Annotated in this window: 16 protein-coding genes; 12 read left to right on the top strand and 4 right to left on the bottom strand. The window is 54.6% G+C overall.

What is annotated here, in order from left to right; all coding sequences use genetic code 11:
• Positions 1-25: 25 nt before the first annotated feature.
• The 5 genes from relA (at position 26) to queE (ending at position 7,284) form a co-directional block, all read left to right on the top strand.
• Complete coding sequence (gene relA / locus WFP70_RS17490; protein WP_034823050.1) at positions 26-2,260, top strand: GTP diphosphokinase; 2,235 nt, start codon at positions 26-28, stop codon at positions 2,258-2,260.
• 151 nt (positions 2,261-2,411) lie between these two features.
• Entirely contained in the window at positions 2,412-3,203 is a 792-nt protein-coding gene (gene mazG, locus WFP70_RS17485; protein ID WP_034823048.1) for a nucleoside triphosphate pyrophosphohydrolase, read from the top strand.
• Positions 3,204-3,452: 249 nt separating this feature from the next.
• Positions 3,453-5,090: a glutamine hydrolyzing CTP synthase gene (pyrG, locus tag WFP70_RS17480; protein ID WP_034823046.1), complete on the top strand. Its 1,638-nt coding sequence runs from the start codon at positions 3,453-3,455 to the stop codon at positions 5,088-5,090.
• Positions 5,091-5,167: 77 nt separating this feature from the next.
• A complete protein-coding gene (gene eno, locus WFP70_RS17475) occupies positions 5,168-6,463 on the top strand; it encodes a phosphopyruvate hydratase (RefSeq protein ID WP_034823037.1) in 1,296 nt (431 codons plus the stop codon).
• A gap of 149 nt (positions 6,464-6,612) precedes the next feature.
• Complete coding sequence (queE, locus tag WFP70_RS17470) at positions 6,613-7,284, top strand: 7-carboxy-7-deazaguanine synthase QueE (RefSeq protein ID WP_337023935.1); 672 nt, start codon at positions 6,613-6,615, stop codon at positions 7,282-7,284.
• Positions 7,285-7,426: 142 nt separating this feature from the next.
• Here queE and WFP70_RS17465 read toward each other — a convergent pair whose 3' ends face one another.
• Positions 7,427-8,026 (bottom strand): inorganic diphosphatase, encoded by a 600-nt coding sequence (locus WFP70_RS17465; protein WP_337023934.1) that lies wholly within the window; start codon positions 8,024-8,026, stop codon positions 7,427-7,429.
• Positions 8,027-8,155: 129 nt separating this feature from the next.
• A complete protein-coding gene (gene queD / locus WFP70_RS17460; RefSeq protein WP_176505758.1) occupies positions 8,156-8,518 on the bottom strand; it encodes a 6-carboxytetrahydropterin synthase QueD in 363 nt (120 codons plus the stop codon).
• A 294-nt stretch (positions 8,519-8,812) separates the two neighbouring features.
• On the opposite strand from queD, the gene cysJ reads away from it, so the two are divergent.
• The 3 genes from cysJ to WFP70_RS17445 are packed head-to-tail and all read left to right on the top strand — an operon-like array spanning position 8,813 to position 13,073.
• Positions 8,813-10,618 (top strand): NADPH-dependent assimilatory sulfite reductase flavoprotein subunit, encoded by a 1,806-nt coding sequence (gene cysJ / locus WFP70_RS17455; protein WP_337023933.1) that lies wholly within the window; start codon positions 8,813-8,815, stop codon positions 10,616-10,618.
• Positions 10,618-12,342, top strand: coding sequence for an assimilatory sulfite reductase (NADPH) hemoprotein subunit (cysI, locus tag WFP70_RS17450; RefSeq protein WP_034823019.1), 1,725 nt, complete (start codon positions 10,618-10,620; stop codon positions 12,340-12,342). The genes cysJ and cysI overlap by 1 nt, the downstream gene beginning before the upstream one ends.
• Positions 12,339-13,073, top strand: a complete 735-nt coding sequence (locus tag WFP70_RS17445) for a phosphoadenylyl-sulfate reductase (RefSeq protein ID WP_097117963.1) — start codon at positions 12,339-12,341, stop codon at positions 13,071-13,073. Before cysI ends, WFP70_RS17445 begins: the two co-directional genes overlap by 4 nt.
• A gap of 100 nt (positions 13,074-13,173) precedes the next feature.
• Here WFP70_RS17445 and WFP70_RS17440 read toward each other — a convergent pair whose 3' ends face one another.
• Both WFP70_RS17440 and WFP70_RS17435 read right to left on the bottom strand, forming a co-directional pair.
• Positions 13,174-13,458, bottom strand: coding sequence for a YciI family protein (locus WFP70_RS17440; protein WP_337023932.1), 285 nt, complete (start codon positions 13,456-13,458; stop codon positions 13,174-13,176).
• A gap of 9 nt (positions 13,459-13,467) precedes the next feature.
• Positions 13,468-14,487: an aminopeptidase gene (locus WFP70_RS17435; protein WP_337023931.1), complete on the bottom strand. Its 1,020-nt coding sequence runs from the start codon at positions 14,485-14,487 to the stop codon at positions 13,468-13,470.
• A 248-nt stretch (positions 14,488-14,735) separates the two neighbouring features.
• Here WFP70_RS17435 and cysG point away from each other — a divergent pair, with 248 nt between their 5' ends.
• The 4 genes from cysG to cysC are packed head-to-tail and all read left to right on the top strand — an operon-like array spanning position 14,736 to position 19,112.
• Entirely contained in the window at positions 14,736-16,151 is a 1,416-nt protein-coding gene (gene cysG, locus WFP70_RS17430; RefSeq protein WP_337023930.1) for a siroheme synthase CysG, read from the top strand.
• Between the two features lie 9 nt (positions 16,152-16,160).
• The gene (gene cysD / locus WFP70_RS17425) at positions 16,161-17,069 is read left to right on the top strand and encodes a sulfate adenylyltransferase subunit CysD (RefSeq protein ID WP_034823008.1); all 909 of its coding nucleotides are present in this window, start codon (positions 16,161-16,163) and stop codon (positions 17,067-17,069) included.
• Between the two features lie 10 nt (positions 17,070-17,079).
• Entirely contained in the window at positions 17,080-18,507 is a 1,428-nt protein-coding gene (cysN, locus tag WFP70_RS17420) for a sulfate adenylyltransferase subunit CysN (RefSeq protein ID WP_337023929.1), read from the top strand.
• Positions 18,507-19,112: an adenylyl-sulfate kinase gene (gene cysC / locus WFP70_RS17415; RefSeq protein WP_097117959.1), complete on the top strand. Its 606-nt coding sequence runs from the start codon at positions 18,507-18,509 to the stop codon at positions 19,110-19,112. Before cysN ends, cysC begins: the two co-directional genes overlap by 1 nt.
• Positions 19,113-19,138: the final 26 nt, after the last annotated feature.

The following is a 19,138-nucleotide window of genomic DNA, read 5'->3' as shown; positions in this document are numbered from 1 at the left end:
TTTCGTCGTTATGGCAGGAGAGGATATGGTTGCGGTTAGAAGTGCGCATTTAAATACGGAAGGGGAATTTGCCCTTGACCAGTGGATCGCCAGTTTAAATATCAATAATCCGCAATCCTGTCAGCGATTGGCGGACACCTGGCGCTACTGTGAAACCGAAACGCACAACCATCCAGATCAGGCTCTGCTGCTGTGGCGCGGTATTGAGATGGTGGAAATACTCACCATGCTCAGTATGGACAACGATAGCCTGCGCGCGGCCTTACTGTTCCCGCTGGCCAACGCGGATGTGGTCAGTGAAGAAGAGCTGGAAAAGTCGTTCGGCAAAGGCATTGTCTCGCTGGTACACGGTGTGCGCGATATGGACGCGATCCGCCAGCTGAAAGCCATCCACAATGATTCTATGGCCTCCGAGCAGGTGGATAACGTGCGCCGCATGCTGCTGGCGATGGTGGAAGATTTCCGCTGCGTGGTTATCAAGCTGGCAGAGCGTATTGCCCACCTGCGTGAAATGAAGGATGCACCAGAAGACGAACGTGTTCTCGCCGCCAAAGAGAGCACCAACATCTATGCGCCGTTAGCCAATCGTCTGGGTATCGGTCAGCTCAAATGGGAGCTGGAAGATTACTGCTTCCGCTATTTGCACCCCGATGAGTACAAACGCATCGCCAAACTGCTGCATGAACGCCGTATTGACCGCGAAGGTTACATTGATAATTTCGTGAGTAACTTACGTGCAGAGATGCAGAAGGAGGGCGTGCGTGCTGAAGTGTATGGCCGCCCGAAACATATCTACAGCATCTGGCGCAAGATGCAGAAAAAGTCGCTGGCGTTTGATGAGCTGTTCGATGTGCGCGCGGTGCGCATCGTGGCAGAACGTTTGCAGGATTGCTACGGCGCGTTAGGCACCGTGCACACACTGTACCGCCATCTTCCCAGCGAGTTCGACGACTACGTTGCCAATCCAAAACCCAACGGTTATCAATCCATTCACACCGTGGTGCTCGGTCCGCAGGGCAAGACGGTAGAGATCCAGATTCGTACTCGCCAGATGCATGAAGATGCGGAGTTGGGCGTGGCCGCGCACTGGAAGTACAAAGAAGGCCCGACTTCCAGTAACGCGCGCGGTGCGGCAGGGCACGAAGAACGCATTGCGTGGCTGCGTAAGCTGATTACCTGGCAGGAAGAGATGGCGGATTCCGGCGAGATGCTGGAAGAGGTGCGCAGTCAGGTATTTGACGATCGGGTGTACGTGTTTACCCCGAAAGGCGACGTGGTCGATCTGCCATCGGGTTCTACACCGCTGGACTTCGCTTATCACATTCACAGTGATATCGGCCATCGCTGCATTGGTGCCAAAATCAGCGGTCGCATTGTGCCGTTCACCTATCAATTGCAGATGGGCGATCAGATTGAGGTGATTACCCAGAAGCAGCCGAACCCGAGCCGCGACTGGCTGAACCCGAACCTCGGCTATATCACCACCAGCCGTGGCCGTTCAAAAATTCACGCCTGGTTCCGCAAACAAGATCGCGACAAGAACATTCTGGCTGGCCGCCAGATTCTTGAAAGCGAGTTGAGCCAGCTGGATATCAGTTTCCGCGATGCAGAAAAAATTCTGCTGCCGCGTTATAACGTCAGCTCGCAGGATGAGCTATTGGCGATGATTGGCGGCGGCGATATTCGTCTCAATCAGATGGTCAACTTCCTGCAGGCCAAGCTCAATAAGCCGAGTGCGGAAGAGGAAGATCGTGAAGCGCTGCGCCAGCTGACGCAAAAATCACATCAGCCCTCATCTGCGCGCAGAGAAAGTGGACGCGTGGTGGTGGAAGGCGTGGGCAATCTGCTGCACCACATTGCGCGCTGCTGCCAGCCGATTCCGGGTGACGATATCGTGGGCTTTATCACCCAGGGGCGCGGTATTTCCATTCACCGAGCCGACTGTGACCAGTTAAGCGAACTGATCTCCCATGCGCCGGAACGTATTGTTGATGCGGTGTGGGGCGAAGATTACTCGAGCGGCTATTCGCTGGTGGTACGCGTCACCGCCAACGATCGCAGCGGGTTACTGCGCGATATCACTACCATTCTGGCGAATGAGAAGGTTAACGTGCTGGGCGTTTCCAGCCGCAGCGACACCAAAAAGCAGCTGGCAACCATTGATATGGATATCGAAATCTACAACCAGCAGGTGCTGGGTCGCGTGCTGGCGCGTCTTAATCAGGTGCCGGATATCATCGACGCACGCCGTCTGAACTGATGTGGCCAGGCCGCCATGAAAGGGCAGCCTGGCATTTACTGTACGCCCGAAATGGCACGTCCAGGTTGTTCTGCGCGTCGACCAGATTTCGGTGCGCCTCAGGGTCGCCATTTTGGCGACCTTTTCCATTTTAACCCCTAAGGATTTCCCCATGACAGCCCTGAATCGTCTGCTCACCATCATGCAAACCTTGCGCGACCCGGAACGTGGCTGCCCATGGGATCGTCAGCAGACCTTCGCCTCCATCGCCCCTTACACGCTGGAAGAGACCTACGAAGTGATCGATGCGATTCAGCGCGAGGACTTTGATGACCTGCGCGGTGAACTCGGCGATCTGCTGTTTCAGGTGGTGTTTTACGCGCAAATGGCCGATGAGCAACAGCGTTTCAACTTCGATGACATCTGCAATGCGATTAGCGACAAGCTGGAGCGCCGTCATCCGCACATCTTTGGTGATGTGCAGGCCGACACCACGCAGGAAGTACTGAAAAACTGGGAAGCGATCAAACACAGCGAGCGCGCAGAGAAGTCACAGCATTCGGTGCTGGATGACATTCCTAAAGCCTTGCCTGCACTGATGCGTGCTTACAAAATCCAGAAGCGCTGTAGCACGGTGGGATTCGACTGGAACAACCTGGGGCCAGTGCTGGATAAAGTGCATGAAGAGATCGATGAAGTGATGCACGAAGCGCAGCAGGCGGTGGTCGACAATGACAAGCTGGAAGAGGAGATTGGCGATTTGCTGTTTGCCACCGTCAACCTTTCGCGCCATCTGGGCAGCAAAGCCGAAATCGCCTTACAAAAAGCCAATGATAAATTTGAGCGTCGCTTCCGTCAGGTTGAATCCATCATCAGCGGGCAAGGACTGGCGATGCAGGATGCGACCCTGGATCAAATGGAAGCCGCCTGGCAGCAGGTGAAATGCAGTGAGAACAAAGACTAAGCGGTTATTCTTCAAATTGTCGATTATTCCTGCATTGCGCATAAATTGTCCGCTTGAGCTTACTCGATTCAGCCAAGCGGCAACTTTGTGACGCACGTCAACATTTCACCCTCGTCTATTCGCTATGTTATCGGCTGCAATGCGGGGGGGTGATGTGATTCATCAATTGTGGCTGAGGACGACTTCGGGTATACTATTTTCCCGTCTTGGTTATTCCACCGTCTTTAAACCTAAACTCTCAGGTTCAGCATGACAACGAATTATATTTTTGTGACCGGCGGGGTCGTATCCTCTCTGGGCAAAGGCATTGCCGCAGCCTCCCTCGCAGCCATCCTTGAAGCACGTGGTCTGAATGTGACCATCATGAAACTCGATCCGTACATTAACGTCGATCCGGGTACCATGAGCCCAACGCAGCACGGTGAAGTGTTTGTTACCGATGATGGGGCCGAAACCGATCTGGACTTGGGTCACTACGAGCGCTTCATCCGTACCAAAATGTCGCGCCGCAACAACTTTACGACCGGTCGTATCTACTCAGAAGTGCTGCGCAAAGAGCGTCGCGGTGACTATCTGGGTGCCACGATTCAGGTTATCCCACACATCACCAACGCCATTAAAGAACGTATTATCGAAGGCGGCGAAGGTCATGATGTCGTACTGGTGGAAATCGGCGGTACCGTAGGTGATATTGAATCCCTGCCGTTCCTCGAAGCGATTCGCCAGATGGCGGTTGATGTGGGCCGCGAACACACCATGTATATGCACCTGACTTTGGTGCCGTATATGGCGGCTGCAGGCGAAGTGAAAACCAAGCCAACCCAGCATTCAGTGAAAGAGCTGCTGTCGATCGGTATCCAGCCTGATGTGCTGATCTGCCGTTCTGACCGCGCTGTGCCGGCCAATGAACGTGCGAAGATCGCCCTGTTCTGTAACGTGCCAGAGAAAGCGGTTATTTCCCTGAAAGATGTGGATTCCATCTACAAGATTCCTGGCCTGTTGAAATCACAGGGTCTGGATGACTATATCTGTAAGCGTTTCAATCTGAGCGCACCGGAAGCGAACCTGGCCGAATGGGAACAGGTTATCTATGAAGAAGCCAATCCGGGCGGCGAAGTGACCATCGGTATGGTCGGCAAATATGTCGAACTGCCAGATGCGTACAAGTCAGTGATTGAAGCACTGAAGCACGGTGGCCTGAAAAATCGTGTAACCGTGAACATCAAGCTGATCGATTCGCAGGATGTGGAATCTCGCGGTGTCGAAATTCTGAAAGATCTGGATGCTATCCTGATCCCGGGTGGCTTCGGCTACCGTGGTGTGGAAGGCAAAATGCTCACGGCGCAATACGCGCGTGAGAACAACATCCCTTACCTCGGTATCTGCCTGGGTATGCAGGTTGCGCTGATGGAATTCGCACGCAACGTGGCCGGGATGGCAGACGCCAACTCAACGGAATTTGTGCCAGACTGTAAGTACCCAGTGGTCGCGCTGATCACTGAATGGCGTGATGAAGAAGGCAACGTTGAGCAACGTACTGAGCAGAGCGATCTGGGCGGCACCATGCGTCTGGGTAGCCAGCAGTGCCAGCTGACGCCGGAAAGTAAAGTGCGCCAGCTATACGGTTCTGACGTGATTACTGAACGTCACCGTCATCGTTATGAAGTGAACAATCTGCTGTTGAAGCCGATTGAAGCGGCGGGTCTGCATATTGCGGGCCGTTCCGGCGACGACCAGCTGGTGGAGATCATCGAACTCCCTAACCATCCGTGGTTTGTAGCTTGTCAGTTCCACCCGGAATTCACGTCGACCCCGCGTGATGGTCATCCGCTGTTCGCTGGCTTTGTTAAAGCCGCGCAGGAGCACCAGAAGCGGTTAGCGAAGTAAGAGTTTAACGAACAGCGCGCGAACTTTTCGCGCGTTGTTTGTCTTAGGATTGACTAACTTGTACTGAGGAAAATCGAATGTCCAAAATCGTAAAAGTCATCGGTCGCGAAATCATCGACTCCCGTGGCAACCCGACTGTAGAAGCAGAAGTGCATCTGGAAGGCGGTTTCGTTGGTCTGGCTGCAGCACCATCAGGTGCTTCAACCGGTTCTCGCGAAGCACTGGAGCTGCGTGACGGTGACAAATCTCGTTTCCTGGGCAAAGGCGTGACCAAAGCGGTTGCCGCTGTTAACGGTCCTATCGCTGCCGCGGTAACCGGTAAAGATGCCAAAGACCAGGCGAACATCGATAAGATCATGATCGAGCTGGACGGTACTGAGAACAAATCCAACTTCGGCGCTAACGCCATTCTGGCGGTTTCGCTGGCTGCGGCTAAAGCGGCTGCGGCTTCTAAAGGCCTGCCACTGTACGCGCACATCGCTGAACTGAACGGCACCCCAGGCAAATTCTCTATGCCACTGCCGATGATGAACATCATCAACGGTGGTGAGCACGCGGATAACAACGTTGATATCCAGGAATTCATGATCCAGCCTGTTGGCGCGAAAAACGTGAAAGAAGCCATCCGTATGGGTTCTGAAGTTTTCCACAACCTGGCAAAAGTGCTGAAAGCCAAAGGCATGAGCACTGCGGTCGGTGACGAAGGTGGCTATGCGCCAAACCTGGGTTCTAACGCCGAAGCGCTGGCTGTTATCGCTGAAGCGGTAAAAGCAGCAGGCTACGAGCTGGGCAAAGACATCACCCTGGCGATGGACTGTGCAGCGTCTGAATTCTATAAAGACGGCAAATATGTGCTGGCTGGCGAAGGCAACAAAGCTTTCACCTCTGAAGAGTTCACGCACTTCCTGGAAGACCTGACCAAACAGTACCCAATCGTCTCTATCGAAGACGGTCTGGACGAGTCTGACTGGGCGGGCTTCGCTTACCAGACCAAAGTGCTGGGCGACAAAATTCAGCTGGTAGGTGACGACCTGTTCGTGACCAACACCAAGATCCTGAAAGAAGGTATCGATAAAGGTATCGCTAACTCCATCCTGATCAAATTCAACCAGATCGGTTCTCTGACCGAAACTCTGGCTGCAATCAAGATGGCAAAAGATGCAGGTTACACCGCGGTGATTTCACACCGTTCAGGTGAAACTGAAGATGCGACCATCGCTGACCTGGCGGTCGGTACTGCAGCAGGCCAGATCAAAACCGGTTCTATGAGCCGTTCTGACCGTGTTGCTAAGTACAACCAGCTGATTCGTATCGAAGAAGCGCTGGGCGACAAAGCCCCGTTCAACGGTCTGAAAGAAGTTAAAGGCCAGTAAGGGTCTGTTGATGTGGCCTGATGGGCCGCATCATCGCTGATAAAGCCCCGCCTCGTGCGGGGCTTTTGCTTTTTTGGCACGAAGCAGCTGTGAACCGGTGGTGAAAATCTGCCATAATCTGCGCCTCGAATTTAAGACGTGAGTAAAAAATGTTCTACCCGATTAACGAAATGTTCCAGACCCTGCAGGGCGAAGGATTTTACACCGGTGTTCCGGCGCTGTTCATCCGCTTACAAGGATGTCCGGTGGGCTGTAGCTGGTGTGATACCAAGCATACGTGGGAAAAACTGGCCGATCGGGAGACCTCGCTGGGTGATATTCTGGTGAAAACCGTGGAGAGTGATGCCTGGGGCAGTGCCGATGCGGCGATGCTGATTGAAACTATTCAACGTCAGGGCTGGACTGCACGCCATGTGGTGATCACCGGCGGCGAACCGGCTATTTTTGATTTGCGTCCGTTAACCGAAGCATTAGGAGCCGCCGGCTTTGAGTGTCAGATTGAGACCAGCGGCACACATGAAGTGCACTGTTCGGACGCCACCTGGGTGACGGTTTCACCGAAGGTGAATATGCGTGGCGGTTACGATGTGCTGCCGCAAGCGTTGCAGCGTGCCGATGAGATTAAACATCCGGTGGCGCGTGAGCGTGATGTCGAAGCGTTAGATGTGCTGCTGGCGGGTCTGCATGATGATAAGAAGCGCATTGTGGCGCTGCAACCGATCAGTCGTGGCGATGCCGCCACCAAACTGTGCATTGAGACCTGCATTGCGCGTAACTGGCGCCTTTCGATGCAGACACATAAGTATCTGAATATCGCCTGATTCATCAGGTGTGCATCCCTGCGGCACCTGACTCAAACCTGTTTGAAGGGTCGCCATTGATGGCGACCCTGTTCATTACCGCACCGGCTAAACGATATGGATAGCGACTTTTTCCATTACCCCGCCGACGCATGCTTAGGTTTTATTGCTTTGCTTTATACGCGTCGAAGGCCTGTTTGATCTCAGCCTTAGCTTTCGCCGCATCTTCAAAACCATTCAGCTCAACTTTCTTACGGCCATCTGGCAACTGCTTATACACGCGGAAGAAGGCTTCCAGACGTTCCTGCTCCATTTTCGGCAGGTCTTTCATCTCTTTGATGTCGTCATAGGTTGGGTCGATTTTGCTGGTTGGTACCGCAACAATCTTGTCGTCCACTTCGCCACCATCAATCATTTTCAGCACGCCAATCGGGCGCAGTTTGATCAGTGTGCCCGGTTGCAGTGGCGCGCGGGTGTAGAAGATCACATCCAGCGGATCGCCATCACCGCCCAGTGATTGGGTCAGTGAGCCGTAGTTTGCCGGATAGGTAACCGGCATCGACTGGAAACGGTCAGCCACGATAAAACCGGTTTTCGCGTCGGTTTCATATTTAATCATCCCGCCCGCCGGAATTTCAGTCACGGCATAGAACTCATCCGGTACTTTTTCAGGCTGCGGAAAATCGAGGACGTTTTGCGCCTGAACGGCGGCAGAGGCGGAAACCAGCAAAGCAATAACAGAAAGGCGTTTAACGAAGTTCATTGTTGATTCTCTTGATCTTTAATGAAGGAGACAACAACGTAGAGGGGGGGGATGACAAGGAGATGAAGTGAACGTAAAGAAGCGTATAGCTGAAAGTCAGGCTGCACAGCGGCAGCCCGTCAACAGTGATTAACCTTTATAAGTACAACCTGCGGTACAGGTCTCCTTGATCATCACTGCACTCAGTTCTGGCAGGATCGGTTTCATCTGATCCCAAATCCATTTTGCCAGCACTTCGCTGGTTGGATTTTCCAGGCCAGGAATATCATTCAGATAGTGATGATCGAGACGATCATAAATCGGCATAAACGCCGCCTTCAGTTCGGCAAAATCCATGACCCAACCGGTATGCGCATCCACTTCACCGGTAATTTCTAATCGCACCAGGAACGAATGGCCATGCAGACGACCACACTTATGCCCTTCAGGCACATGCGGCAGGCGGTGGGCAGATTCGAACTGGAACTCTTTAAACAGCGTGGTAGACATAATGGCTCTCAGACTTAAAAACCGCCGAATTCTACCTGAATCACAGATTTTTCGCACCCGCTTACGATGAAAAGGGCATTTTGCGCACGCCTATGCCGCAACATGTTGATTAACGTACTGAATAAACGCGACTTTATTTACCACTTTTGCCGATTAACATTACCCGAAAAACCACTTAGTCATTTTGGTTATTAATTATGTCGAAGGCGTATTTAATCGTTAATATACAGCCCGGTAACCTACCCACTCTTCCGCCATTTATCGGTCCGGACTTCAGACACTGGAATTTTTAACGCGATGACGACTCAGGCACCAGGTTCAATGCTCCCGCTTAATCCGGAGCAACTCGCGCGCTTACAGGCAGCGACCACGGATTTCAACACCACGCAGATGGCCTGGCTTTCCGGCTACTTCTGGGGCATGGTCAATCAGACGCCGGGCGCCGTTGCCGCACCTGCACCGGTGCAGGCAGAAGTGCCAACCATCACGCTGATTTCCGCGTCACAAACCGGTAATGCTCGTCGCCTGGCAGAACAGTTGCGCGATGATCTGCTGGCCGCCAAACTGAGCGTCAATCTGGTGAACGCCGGTGACTACAAGTTTAAGCAGATCGGCCAGGAGAAATTGCTGGTCGTGGTCACTTCGACGCAAGGTGAAGGTGAGCCACCGGAAGAAGCCGTAGCGCTGCACAAATTCCTGCTGTCGAAGAAGGCGCCGAAATTTGCGTCTGGCTCCGCGTTTGCGGTGTTCGGCCTCGGCGATACCTCTTACGAATTCTTCAGCAAAGCTGGTAAAGACTTTGATGAGCGTCTGGCGGAACTGGGCGCAGAACGTCTGCTGGATCGTGTTGATGCCGACGTGGAGTACAAAGAGCAGGCTACGGCCTGGCGTCAACAGCTGACCGAGATTCTAAAAGCACGCGTGCCAAGTGAATCTTCAGTGGTCGCGGCTGTGACGGCTTCTGGCGTGGTGAACGACATCCACAGCAGCCCATACACCAAAGAAGCGCCACTGACCGCCAGCTTTGCCGCTAATCAAAAAATCACCGGTCGCGATTCGGATAAAGATGTTCGCCATATCGAAATCGATCTGGGCGATTCTGGTCTGCGCTATCAGCCCGGCGATGCGCTGGGCGTGTGGTTTGAAAACGACGTGGAACTGGTACAAGAACTGCTGCAACTGGTGTGGCTGAAGGGCGATGAGCCGGTTGATGTTAACGGTGAAAACCTGCCGCTCGCAGAAGCCTTGCAAAAGCATTATGAGTTGACGGTGAACACGCCGCAAATCGTTGAACAGTATGCTGCGCTGTCACGCAATGATGCGCTGCTGGCGCTGTCGGGTGATAAGCCGAAATTACAGAGCTATGCGCAGAGCTTCCCGATTGTCGATATGGTGCGTCAGGCACCGACTGAACTCAATGCAGAACAGCTCACTGGCCTGTTGCGTCCTTTAACACCGCGCCTCTATTCGATTGCTTCATCGCAAGCGGAAACGGATACCGAAGTACATATTACTGTCGGTGCGGTGCGTTATGAGATTGATGGTCGTCAGCGCGGCGGCGGTGCGTCAACCTGGCTGGCGGATCGCATCGAAGAAGACGGCGACATCCGCGTGTTTATCGAACACAACGACAACTTCCGCTTGCCGGCGAATCCGGAAACGCCAGTGATCATGGTCGGCCCAGGCACCGGTATCGCGCCGTTCCGCTCCTTTATGCAGCAGCGTGATAACGATGGTGCAGGCGGCAAAAACTGGCTGTTCTTTGGTAACCCACACTTCACCGATGATTTCCTCTATCAGGTGGAATGGCAGAAATACGTCAAAGATGGCTTGCTGACCAACATTGATTTAGCGTGGTCACGTGACCAGGCTGAGAAAATATACGTACAAGATAAAATCCGCGCCAAAGGGGCGGAAGTGTGGCGCTGGATTGAAGAAGGCGCGCACCTTTACGTCTGCGGCGACGCTAATCGCATGGCGAAAGACGTTGAGCAGGCATTACTGGATGTGGTGGTCGAACACGGCGGCATGGATCGTGAAACGGCTGACGAATTTTTAAGTGAGCTGCGCATTGAGCGCCGTTATCAGCGAGACGTTTACTAATGAGCGAAAAACATCCTGGACCGCTGGTCGTTGAAGGCAAGCTGACCGACGCCGAGCGTCTGAAAAAACAGAGTAACTACCTGCGCGGCACCATTCTCGAGGATCTCGATGATGGCCTGACCGGCGGCTTCAGTGGCGATAATTTCCTGCTGATCCGTTTCCACGGCATGTACCAGCAGGACGACCGCGATATTCGTGCGGAGCGTGCGGCGCAGAAACTTGAGCCGCGCCACGCGATGATGCTGCGTTGCCGTCTGCCGGGCGGGATTATCACGCCAACGCAATGGCTGGCGATTGATAAGTTTGCGACCGATAAAACCATTTATGGCAGCATCCGTCTGACTAACCGTCAGACCTTCCAGTTCCACGGCATTCTGAAAAAGAACGTGAAGCCGACGCACCAAATGCTGCATGAAGTGGGTCTCGACGCGCTGGCCACCGCCAACGACGTGAACCGAAACGTGCTGTGCACTTCGAATCCAGTCGAGTCGGAACTGCATCAGGAAGCCTACGAGTGGGCGAAAAAGCTCTCCGAGCACCTGCTGCCGCAAACCCGCGCATACGCTGAGATTTGGTGGGATAAAGAGAAGGTTGCCACAACGGATAAAGAACCGATTCTGGGCGAAACCTATCTACCGCGTAAGTTCAAAACTACCGTGGTGGTGCCACCGCATAACGATGTCGACCTGCATGCGAATGACCTGAACTTTATCGCCATTGCGGAGAACGGCAAGCTGATTGGCTTTAACCTGTTGGTTGGCGGTGGGTTGTCGATCGACCACGGTAATAAAGCGACTTACGCGCGTACTGCGAGTGAGTTTGGCTTCCTGCCGGTAGAGAAGATCCTTGATGTGGCGGCTGCGGTAGTGACTACGCAGCGCGACTGGGGTAACCGTACCGATCGTAAAAACGCCAAAACCAAATACACGCTGGAGCGTGTTGGCGTCGAAACCTTTAAAGCGGAAGTGGAAAAGCGTGCTGGCCTGACGTTTGAACCGATTCGTCCTTATGCGTTCACGACCCGTGGCGATCGCGTGGGTTGGGTGAAAGGTATCGATAAAAAATGGCACCTGACGCTGTTTATCGAAAATGGTCGTCTGCTGGATTATCCGGGACGTCCGTTGAAGCGCGGCATCGCCGAAATCGCCAAAATCCATCAGGGTGATTTCCGTTTAACCGCCAACCAGAACCTGATCGTAGCCGGTGTGCCAGAGAAGCAAAAAGCGCAGATCGAAGCCATCGCCCGTGAACACGGTCTGATGGAAGCGGTCACGCCGCAGCGTGAAAACTCCATGGCCTGCGTGGCCTTCCCAACCTGCCCATTAGCGATGGCCGAAGCAGAGCGCTTCCTGCCTTCGTTTGTCACCAAGGTTGAAGAGATCATGCATAAGCACGGCGTCGGTGAAGAGCACATCGTGCTACGCGTTACCGGTTGCCCGAACGGCTGTGGCCGTGCTTTGCTGGCAGAGTTGGGTCTGGTGGGTAAAGCACCAGGTCGCTACAACTTACACATTGGCGGCAACCGCATGGGGACACGCATTCCGCGTATGTACCGCGAGAACATCAACGAAGGCGAAATTCTGGCCAGCATCGACGAATTAGTGGCGCGCTGGGCAACCGAGCGTCAGGCTGATGAAGGCTTCGGTGACTTCGTGATTCGCGCTGGCATCATCAAAGCCGTGGTGGATCCCGCCCGTGATTTTTGGGACTCGGAGGCAGTATGACGGTACTTGATCTCGCAGCACTGAATAGTGGCAGCAAAGTCGATCGCATCATGGCACTGGCCGAAAGCAACGTGCAGCTGGAGAAACTCTCCGCTGAGCAACGCGTGAGCTGGGCGCTGGAGAATATGCCGGGCGCTTTCGTGCTGTCCTCCAGCTTTGGTATTCAGGCGGCGGTTCTGCTGCATATGGTGACGCAGCAGAAGCCGGATACGCCGGTGATCCTGACCGATACCGGCTATCTGTTCCCGGAAACTTACCGCTTTATTGATGAGTTGACTGAGAAGCTCAATCTCAATCTGCAAATCTTCCGTGCTGAGACCTCTCCAGCATGGCAGGAAGCGCGCTACGGCAAGCTGTGGGAGCAGGGCGTCGAGGGGATTGAGCAGTACAACCAAATCAACAAGGTCGAACCGATGAATCGCGCGCTGCAAACCCTGGGTGCGCAGACCTGGTTTGCGGGTCTACGCCGTGACCAGTCAGGCAGCCGCGCCAGTTTGCCTGTGCTGGCGGTACAGCGCGGTGTGTTTAAGATTCTGCCGATCATTGACTGGGATAACCGTCAGGTGCACCAGTACCTGAAACAACATGGCCTCAAGTATCATCCGCTGTGGGATGAAGGCTATTTGTCAGTGGGCGATACGCACACCACCAAAAAGTGGGAACCGGGCATGGCAGAAGAAGAGACACGCTTCTTTGGCCTGAAGCGCGAGTGTGGATTGCACGAAGGTTGATGCATCAATAAAAGGGTTGCGGCGTGATTTATCGCGCCTCCCTGCAGCGCCTCTAACGCTGACAGGTGCACGATAAATCGTGCCGCGATCCAATTGTCCTTTAAATCCCTTTTAGCCCTTCAAACGCCTCCGCTGCACGCGTCACGTTCACTTTGGTCACGTCATAATGCGCCACCGCGACAAAGGGATCTTCCGCGAGGATAGTATCCAAACGGGCGCGATCCATCTCCTTCACCAGCACCATACCGCCATTGCGCGGATCTTTACGGCCTGCGGCAATGAAGTCACCACTGTCAAAGTAACGATCCAGCCACTCAATGTGTGGCGCCAGCAGCGCATCGGCTTCTTCTGCCGGACGGAAATAGTTGAGATACACCACGTACATCGCAAATCCTTAAGTTGTTGGGTTAGCCAGCTCAGTGACCAGCGGCAGTAAGATCTTCACGCTATCACGCGTGCGTTGCGTAATCCGGCCCGGTAGCCAGCGATCCAGATAATTGAGGTTATCCCGGTCGGTTTGATGGCGTACGTTGCCCTCCGGGAAGTGGCTGCTGTGCGCCCGTTGCTGCTGTCCATCTTTATTGCCCAGCGCCCAGTTGGCGGCGGTGACATCCAGCAGCGGCATGCCGGCTTTATCAAACGGATTCACGCCCGGATAGTCGCGTGCCGTCAGCGTGTGGCTGGCGGCGGAAATACCGTAGCGATGCGCGAGCTGCACGGCGCGCGCGCTGGTCTGCTTGCGTACCGCTGAGGGCGTATTGGCACCACTGTTAAAATAGAGGTGATCGCCGACGATCAGACTGTTGAGATCAATCACCAGCAGCGTGTTCTTTTTCTCCTGCGCACTCATCCGCGACAGGTAGTCATCCATCCCGTGCAGCCCGGCTTCACCAGCGCTAAGCGCGACAAAGCGCACGCCATAATGCAGTGGGGTTTTACTCAGCTGTTGCGCCAGTTCCAGCATCACACCCAGACCGGACGCATTGTCGTCCACACCTTGTAAACGCAGGCCGCCGAGATTGTTATCCGCTTCATGACGGCTGAGTGGCGTCCAGGTGTCGAGATGCGTGACGATCAGGATCTCTTGCGGCACCGCACCGCTGCGCGCGGCGATCACCGACGTGGCGGAGACTTTACGTGCGCGGGTTTCACCCTTGCGCTCTAACCAGTTGTAGCTGGTATTGAACTGGCGGGTATTACTCTTGTAACCCAGCTCGGTGAATTGCTGTTGCAGATAATCGGCCGTCATCAGCTCAGCAGGGCTGCCGCTCATACGGCCGGGAAAATAGGTGGCGATATGGCGCAGCTGCTGTTCGGCAAAATGCCCCGGCGCATAGGTTGCGGCTTGGGCAAAGAAAGGCAAACCGCCCGCGATCAGTGCAGCCAGCACGGTGCGGCGGAGGGTGGCAAACATAGTTAAGGTCCTTTTGTGACATCCCGTCAGGCTAAAAAAATTCTGGATTAGTATGAAACTGTGACCGCGATTGCACAATTTGAATTGCTCCGAAACACCAGCAATATCATCTGTTAAGCACAAATTGTTATCAGCAATCCTGGGGCGTTATTCCATTCGGTAACTACTAATGCCAATTCGTAATTTCATCTGCCAGAAGGTGGGAAAGTATAGTCGCGTTAACTTATTGTAAAACTAACAAGGTTAACGTGGATTATCTGCCTCTCTTTGCCGATCTCAAAAACCGTCCAGTGCTGGTTGTTGGCGGTGGTGAAATCGCGGCGCGTAAAATCGAACTGCTGCGTCGTGCCGGTGCGCACGTGCGGGTAGCGGCGCGCGACCTTGGCCATGAGTTGCAGGCGCTGCTGGAAATCGACGCCATTGAGTGGATTGCACATCACTTCGATCCGGTTCAGCTGGATGGCGTCTTTTTAGTCATCGCTGCCACTGACGATAACGCGCTCAATGCGCAAGTCTTTGACGCCGCCAATGCCCGCCACAAGCTGGTCAACGTTGTCGACGATCAGCCCAAGTGCAGTTTTATCTTCCCCTCTATTGTCGACCGCTCCCCCTTGGTGGTGGCGATCTCCTCTAGTGGTACGGCGCCAGTGCTGGCCCGCTTATTACGTGAAAAAATTGAGTCGCTGTTACCTGCCAACCTCGGTCAGATGGCTGAAGTGGCAGGACAGTGGCGTGACAAAGTTAAACAGCGCTATCACAGCATGTCGGAACGTCGTCGTTTTTGGGAGCGGGCATTTAACGGTTTGTTCGCCAGCCAGATGTCAGCCGGTAACGTCAACGAAGCGCGCCGCACGCTGGATCGCGAGTTAGAGAACAGCAGCGACAATCAGGGTGAAATCACCCTGGTGGGTGCGGGTCCAGGTGACAGCGGTTTACTGACGTTACGTGGCCTGCAGGTGATGCAGCTGGCGGATGTGGTGCTGTATGACCATCTGGTGAGCGATGAAGTGCTGGAGCTGGTGCGCCGCGATGCCGATCGCATCTGCGTCGGCAAGCGTGCCGGTGCACACTCCGTATCACAAGAAGAAACCAATGCGATGCTGGTCGAGCTGGCGCAGCAGGGCAAGCGCGTGGTGCGTTTGAAAGGCGGCGATCCGTTCATCTTTGGTCGCGGCGGCGAAGAGCTGCAGGCGGCGAAAGCGGCGGGCATTCCGTTCCAGGTGGTGCCGGGCATTACTGCGGCAGCGGGAGCCACTGCTTATGCCGGGATTCCGTTAACCCATCGCGATCACGCGCAGAGCGTGCTGTTTGTCACCGGTCACTTACGCAGTGATAGCGCAGGTATTGACTGGCCGACGCTGGCGCGTGCGCGTCAGACCTTAGCGATTTATATGGGCACGCTGAAAGCGGCAGAAATTGCGGCGGGCCTTATCAAACATGGACGCGCAGCATCAACGCCGGTAGCCGTGATTGGCTGCGGCACGCGTCAGAATCAACAAGTGCTGACCGGTACCTTAGATCAGCTCGAGGCGCTGGCGGTTGCCGCGCCCACACCGGCCCTGATTGTGGTGGGTGAAGTGGTGAATTTGCACGGGCAATTAGCCTGGTTCCAACATTCGGCACAGCAGGGGGCTCGTGAGTCCGCCGTTGTCAATTTGGCTTGAGGAAAAATTATGGACCAAAATCGTCTTACTCATCTGCGCCAGCTGGAGGCAGAGAGTATCCATATCATCCGCGAGGTGGCGGCCGAGTTCAGCAATCCGGTGATGATGTACTCCATCGGTAAAGACTCCTCGGTAATGCTGCATCTGGCGCGTAAGGCCTTCTATCCTGGCACGCTGCCATTTCCGCTGCTGCACGTTGATACCGGCTGGAAATTCCGTGAAATGTATGAGTTTCGCGATCGCACCGTGAAAAACATGGGCGCGGAACTGCTGGTTCACCGCAACCCGGAAGGCGTGGCGATGGGCATCAACCCGTTCGTCCACGGTAGCGCCAAACATACCGACATCATGAAAACCGAGGGCCTGAAGCAGGCGCTGAATAAGTACGGTTTTGATGCCGCTTTCGGTGGCGCGCGTCGTGACGAAGAGAAGTCGCGCGCCAAAGAGCGTATTTACTCGTTCCGCGATCGCTTTCATCGCTGGGATCCGAAAAATCAGCGTCCAGAGCTGTGGCACAACTACAACGGCCAGATCAACAAAGGCGAAAGCATTCGCGTGTTCCCGCTCTCCAACTGGACCGAGCTGGATATCTGGCAGTACATCTTCCTGGAAAACATCGAGATCGTTCCGCTGTACCTTGCGGCACCGCGTCCGGTGCTGGAGCGTGATGGCATGCTGATGATGATTGATGACGATCGCATTGATCTGCAGCCTGGCGAAGTGATCAAACAGCGCATGGTGCGTTTCCGTACCCTCGGCTGTTGGCCGCTGACCGGTGCGGTGGAATCCGAAGCGCAAACGCTGCCGGAAATTATTGAAGAGATGCTGGTTTCCACCACCAGTGAACGCCAGGGCCGTGTGATTGACCGCGACCAGGCCGGTTCGATGGAAATGAAGAAACGTCAGGGTTATTTCTAAGGAGACGCAGATGAATACCGTAATTGCACAACAGATTGCCGATCAGGGCGGCGTAGAGGCCTGGCTGACCGCGCAACAACATAAGAGCCTGCTGCGTTTCCTGACCTGCGGTAGCGTCGACGACGGCAAAAGTACGCTGATTGGTCGCCTGCTGCACGATACCCGTCAGATTTATGAAGATCAGCTCTCTTCGCTGCACAACGACAGCAAGCGTCATGGCACCCAGGGCGAGAAACTCGATCTGGCGCTGCTGGTGGATGGCTTGCAGGCCGAGCGTGAGCAGGGCATCACCATCGACGTGGCATATCGCTACTTCTCCACCGAGAAGCGCAAATTTATCATCGCCGACACGCCGGGACACGAGCAGTACACCCGCAACATGGCGACCGGCGCATCCACTTGTGATCTGGCGATTCTGCTGATCGATGCGCGTAAAGGCGTGCTGGATCAGACGCGTCGTCACAGCTTTATCTCTACGCTGCTGGGTATCAAACACCTGGTGGTCGCCATCAACAAGATGGATCTGGTGGAGTATAAACAGGAGACGTTTGAACAGATCAAACAGTCTTACCTCGATTTTGCTGGCCAGCTCCCTGAAGATCTGGATATTCGCTTTGTGCCGATGTCGGCGCTGGAAGGCGATAACGTGGCGACGCCAAGTGTGACCATGCCATGGTACAGCGGCCCTACGCTGCTCGACGTGCTGGAAACCGTGGAACTGAACCGCGTGGTGGATCATCAGCCGATGCGCTTCCCGGTGCAATATGTGAACCGTCCAAACCTCGATTTCCGTGGTTATGCCGGTACGCTAGCCTCTGGTACGGTGCAGGTCGGACAGCGCGTGAAAGTATTGCCTTCAGGCGTCGAGTCTTCGGTTTCACGTATCGTCACTTTCGATGGCGATCTGCAGGAAGCAGCAGCGGGTGAAGCGATTACGCTGGTGCTGAAAGATGAGATCGACATCAGCCGTGGCGACCTACTGGTCGATGCCGCTGCAGAATTGCAGGCAGTGCAATCTGCCACCGTGGATGTGGTGTGGATGGCAGAACAGCCGCTGCAGCCGGGTCAGAGCTATGAAGTGAAGATCGCCGGCAAGAAAGCGCGTGGTCGTATCGAAAAGATCATCCATCAGGTGGAGATCAACACGCTGGAGAAACGTGCGGTGGAAAGTCTGCCACTGAACGGTATCGGCTTGGTCGAGATCACGTTTGATGAGCCGATGGTACTGGATGCCTATCAGCAGAACCCGGTCACGGGCGGCATGATCTTTATCGATCGCCTGAGCAATGTCACGGTCGGTGCGGGGATGATCAATCAGCCGCTGAGTGATGTGCGTGGGCAGGCTGGCCAGTTCAGTGAATTCGAGCTGGAGTTGAATGCGCTGGTGCGTCGTCACTTCCCACACTGGAATGCACGCGATCTGCTGGGTGGCAAGTAATGGCCCAACACGACGAAAACGTGGTGTGGCACGATCATCCGGTAACGCGTGAAGAACGGGAACAGCAGCACGGCCATCAGGGCGTGGTGCTGTGGTTTACCGGGCTATCAGGCTCGGGTAAATCCACGGTGGCCGGTGCGCTGGAGCAGGCGCTGCATCGCGCGGGCGTCAGCACCTATCTGCTGGATGGCGATAACGTGCGTCACGGCCTGTGCCGTGACCTCGGCTTCAGCGATGACGATCGCAAAGAGAACATTCGTCGCGTGGGAGAAGTGGCGAAACTGATGGTGGATGCCGGTTTAGTGGTATTAACTGCCTTTATTTCGCCGCATCGCACGGAGCGTCAGATGGTGCGTGATTTGCTCGGCACCGGGCAGTTTGTCGAAGTGTTTGTCGATACGCCGCTGGCCGTGTGTGAAGCGCGTGACCCCAAAGGTTTGTATAAAAAAGCGCGTGCCGGTGAGCTGCGCAATTTTACCGGTATCGACAGTGTTTATGAGGCGCCAGACGCGCCGGAAATTCACTTAGATGGCGAACAATTAGTTACAAACTTGACCGCCCAATTGTTAGACCTCCTGCGTCACCGCGATATCATCAGATCCTGAACCGACAGCGGCAAATCTCGATTGGT

It is taken from the genome of Pantoea sp. USMM079, assembly GCF_037153115.1.
Lineage (GTDB): Bacteria > Pseudomonadota > Gammaproteobacteria > Enterobacterales > Enterobacteriaceae > Pantoea > Pantoea communis.
Note: the sequence above shows the minus strand (reverse complement) of the source record. Positions and strands in the feature narration are given on the sequence as shown.

Excerpts from the sequence above, each read along its gene's own strand:
- WFP70_RS17445 (WP_097117963.1), top strand. The coding sequence starts at position 12,339 with ATGACGGTACTTGATCTCGCAGCACTGAATAGTGGCAGCAAAGTCGAT.
- cysC (WP_097117959.1), top strand. The coding sequence starts at position 18,507 with ATGGCCCAACACGACGAAAACGTGGTGTGGCACGATCATCCGGTAACG.
- cysN (WP_337023929.1), top strand. The coding sequence starts at position 17,080 with ATGAATACCGTAATTGCACAACAGATTGCCGATCAGGGCGGCGTAGAG.
- cysJ (WP_337023933.1), top strand. The coding sequence starts at position 8,813 with ATGACGACTCAGGCACCAGGTTCAATGCTCCCGCTTAATCCGGAGCAA.
- relA (WP_034823050.1), top strand. The coding sequence starts at position 26 with ATGGTTGCGGTTAGAAGTGCGCATTTAAATACGGAAGGGGAATTTGCC.
- WFP70_RS17465 (WP_337023934.1), bottom strand. The coding sequence starts at position 8,026 with ATGAACTTCGTTAAACGCCTTTCTGTTATTGCTTTGCTGGTTTCCGCC.
- queE (WP_337023935.1), top strand. The coding sequence starts at position 6,613 with ATGTTCTACCCGATTAACGAAATGTTCCAGACCCTGCAGGGCGAAGGA.
- WFP70_RS17435 (WP_337023931.1), bottom strand. The coding sequence starts at position 14,487 with ATGTTTGCCACCCTCCGCCGCACCGTGCTGGCTGCACTGATCGCGGGC.
- mazG (WP_034823048.1), top strand. The coding sequence starts at position 2,412 with ATGACAGCCCTGAATCGTCTGCTCACCATCATGCAAACCTTGCGCGAC.
- eno (WP_034823037.1), top strand. The coding sequence starts at position 5,168 with ATGTCCAAAATCGTAAAAGTCATCGGTCGCGAAATCATCGACTCCCGT.
- pyrG (WP_034823046.1), top strand. The coding sequence starts at position 3,453 with ATGACAACGAATTATATTTTTGTGACCGGCGGGGTCGTATCCTCTCTG.
- cysI (WP_034823019.1), top strand. The coding sequence starts at position 10,618 with ATGAGCGAAAAACATCCTGGACCGCTGGTCGTTGAAGGCAAGCTGACC.
- cysD (WP_034823008.1), top strand. The coding sequence starts at position 16,161 with ATGGACCAAAATCGTCTTACTCATCTGCGCCAGCTGGAGGCAGAGAGT.
- WFP70_RS17440 (WP_337023932.1), bottom strand. The coding sequence starts at position 13,458 with ATGTACGTGGTGTATCTCAACTATTTCCGTCCGGCAGAAGAAGCCGAT.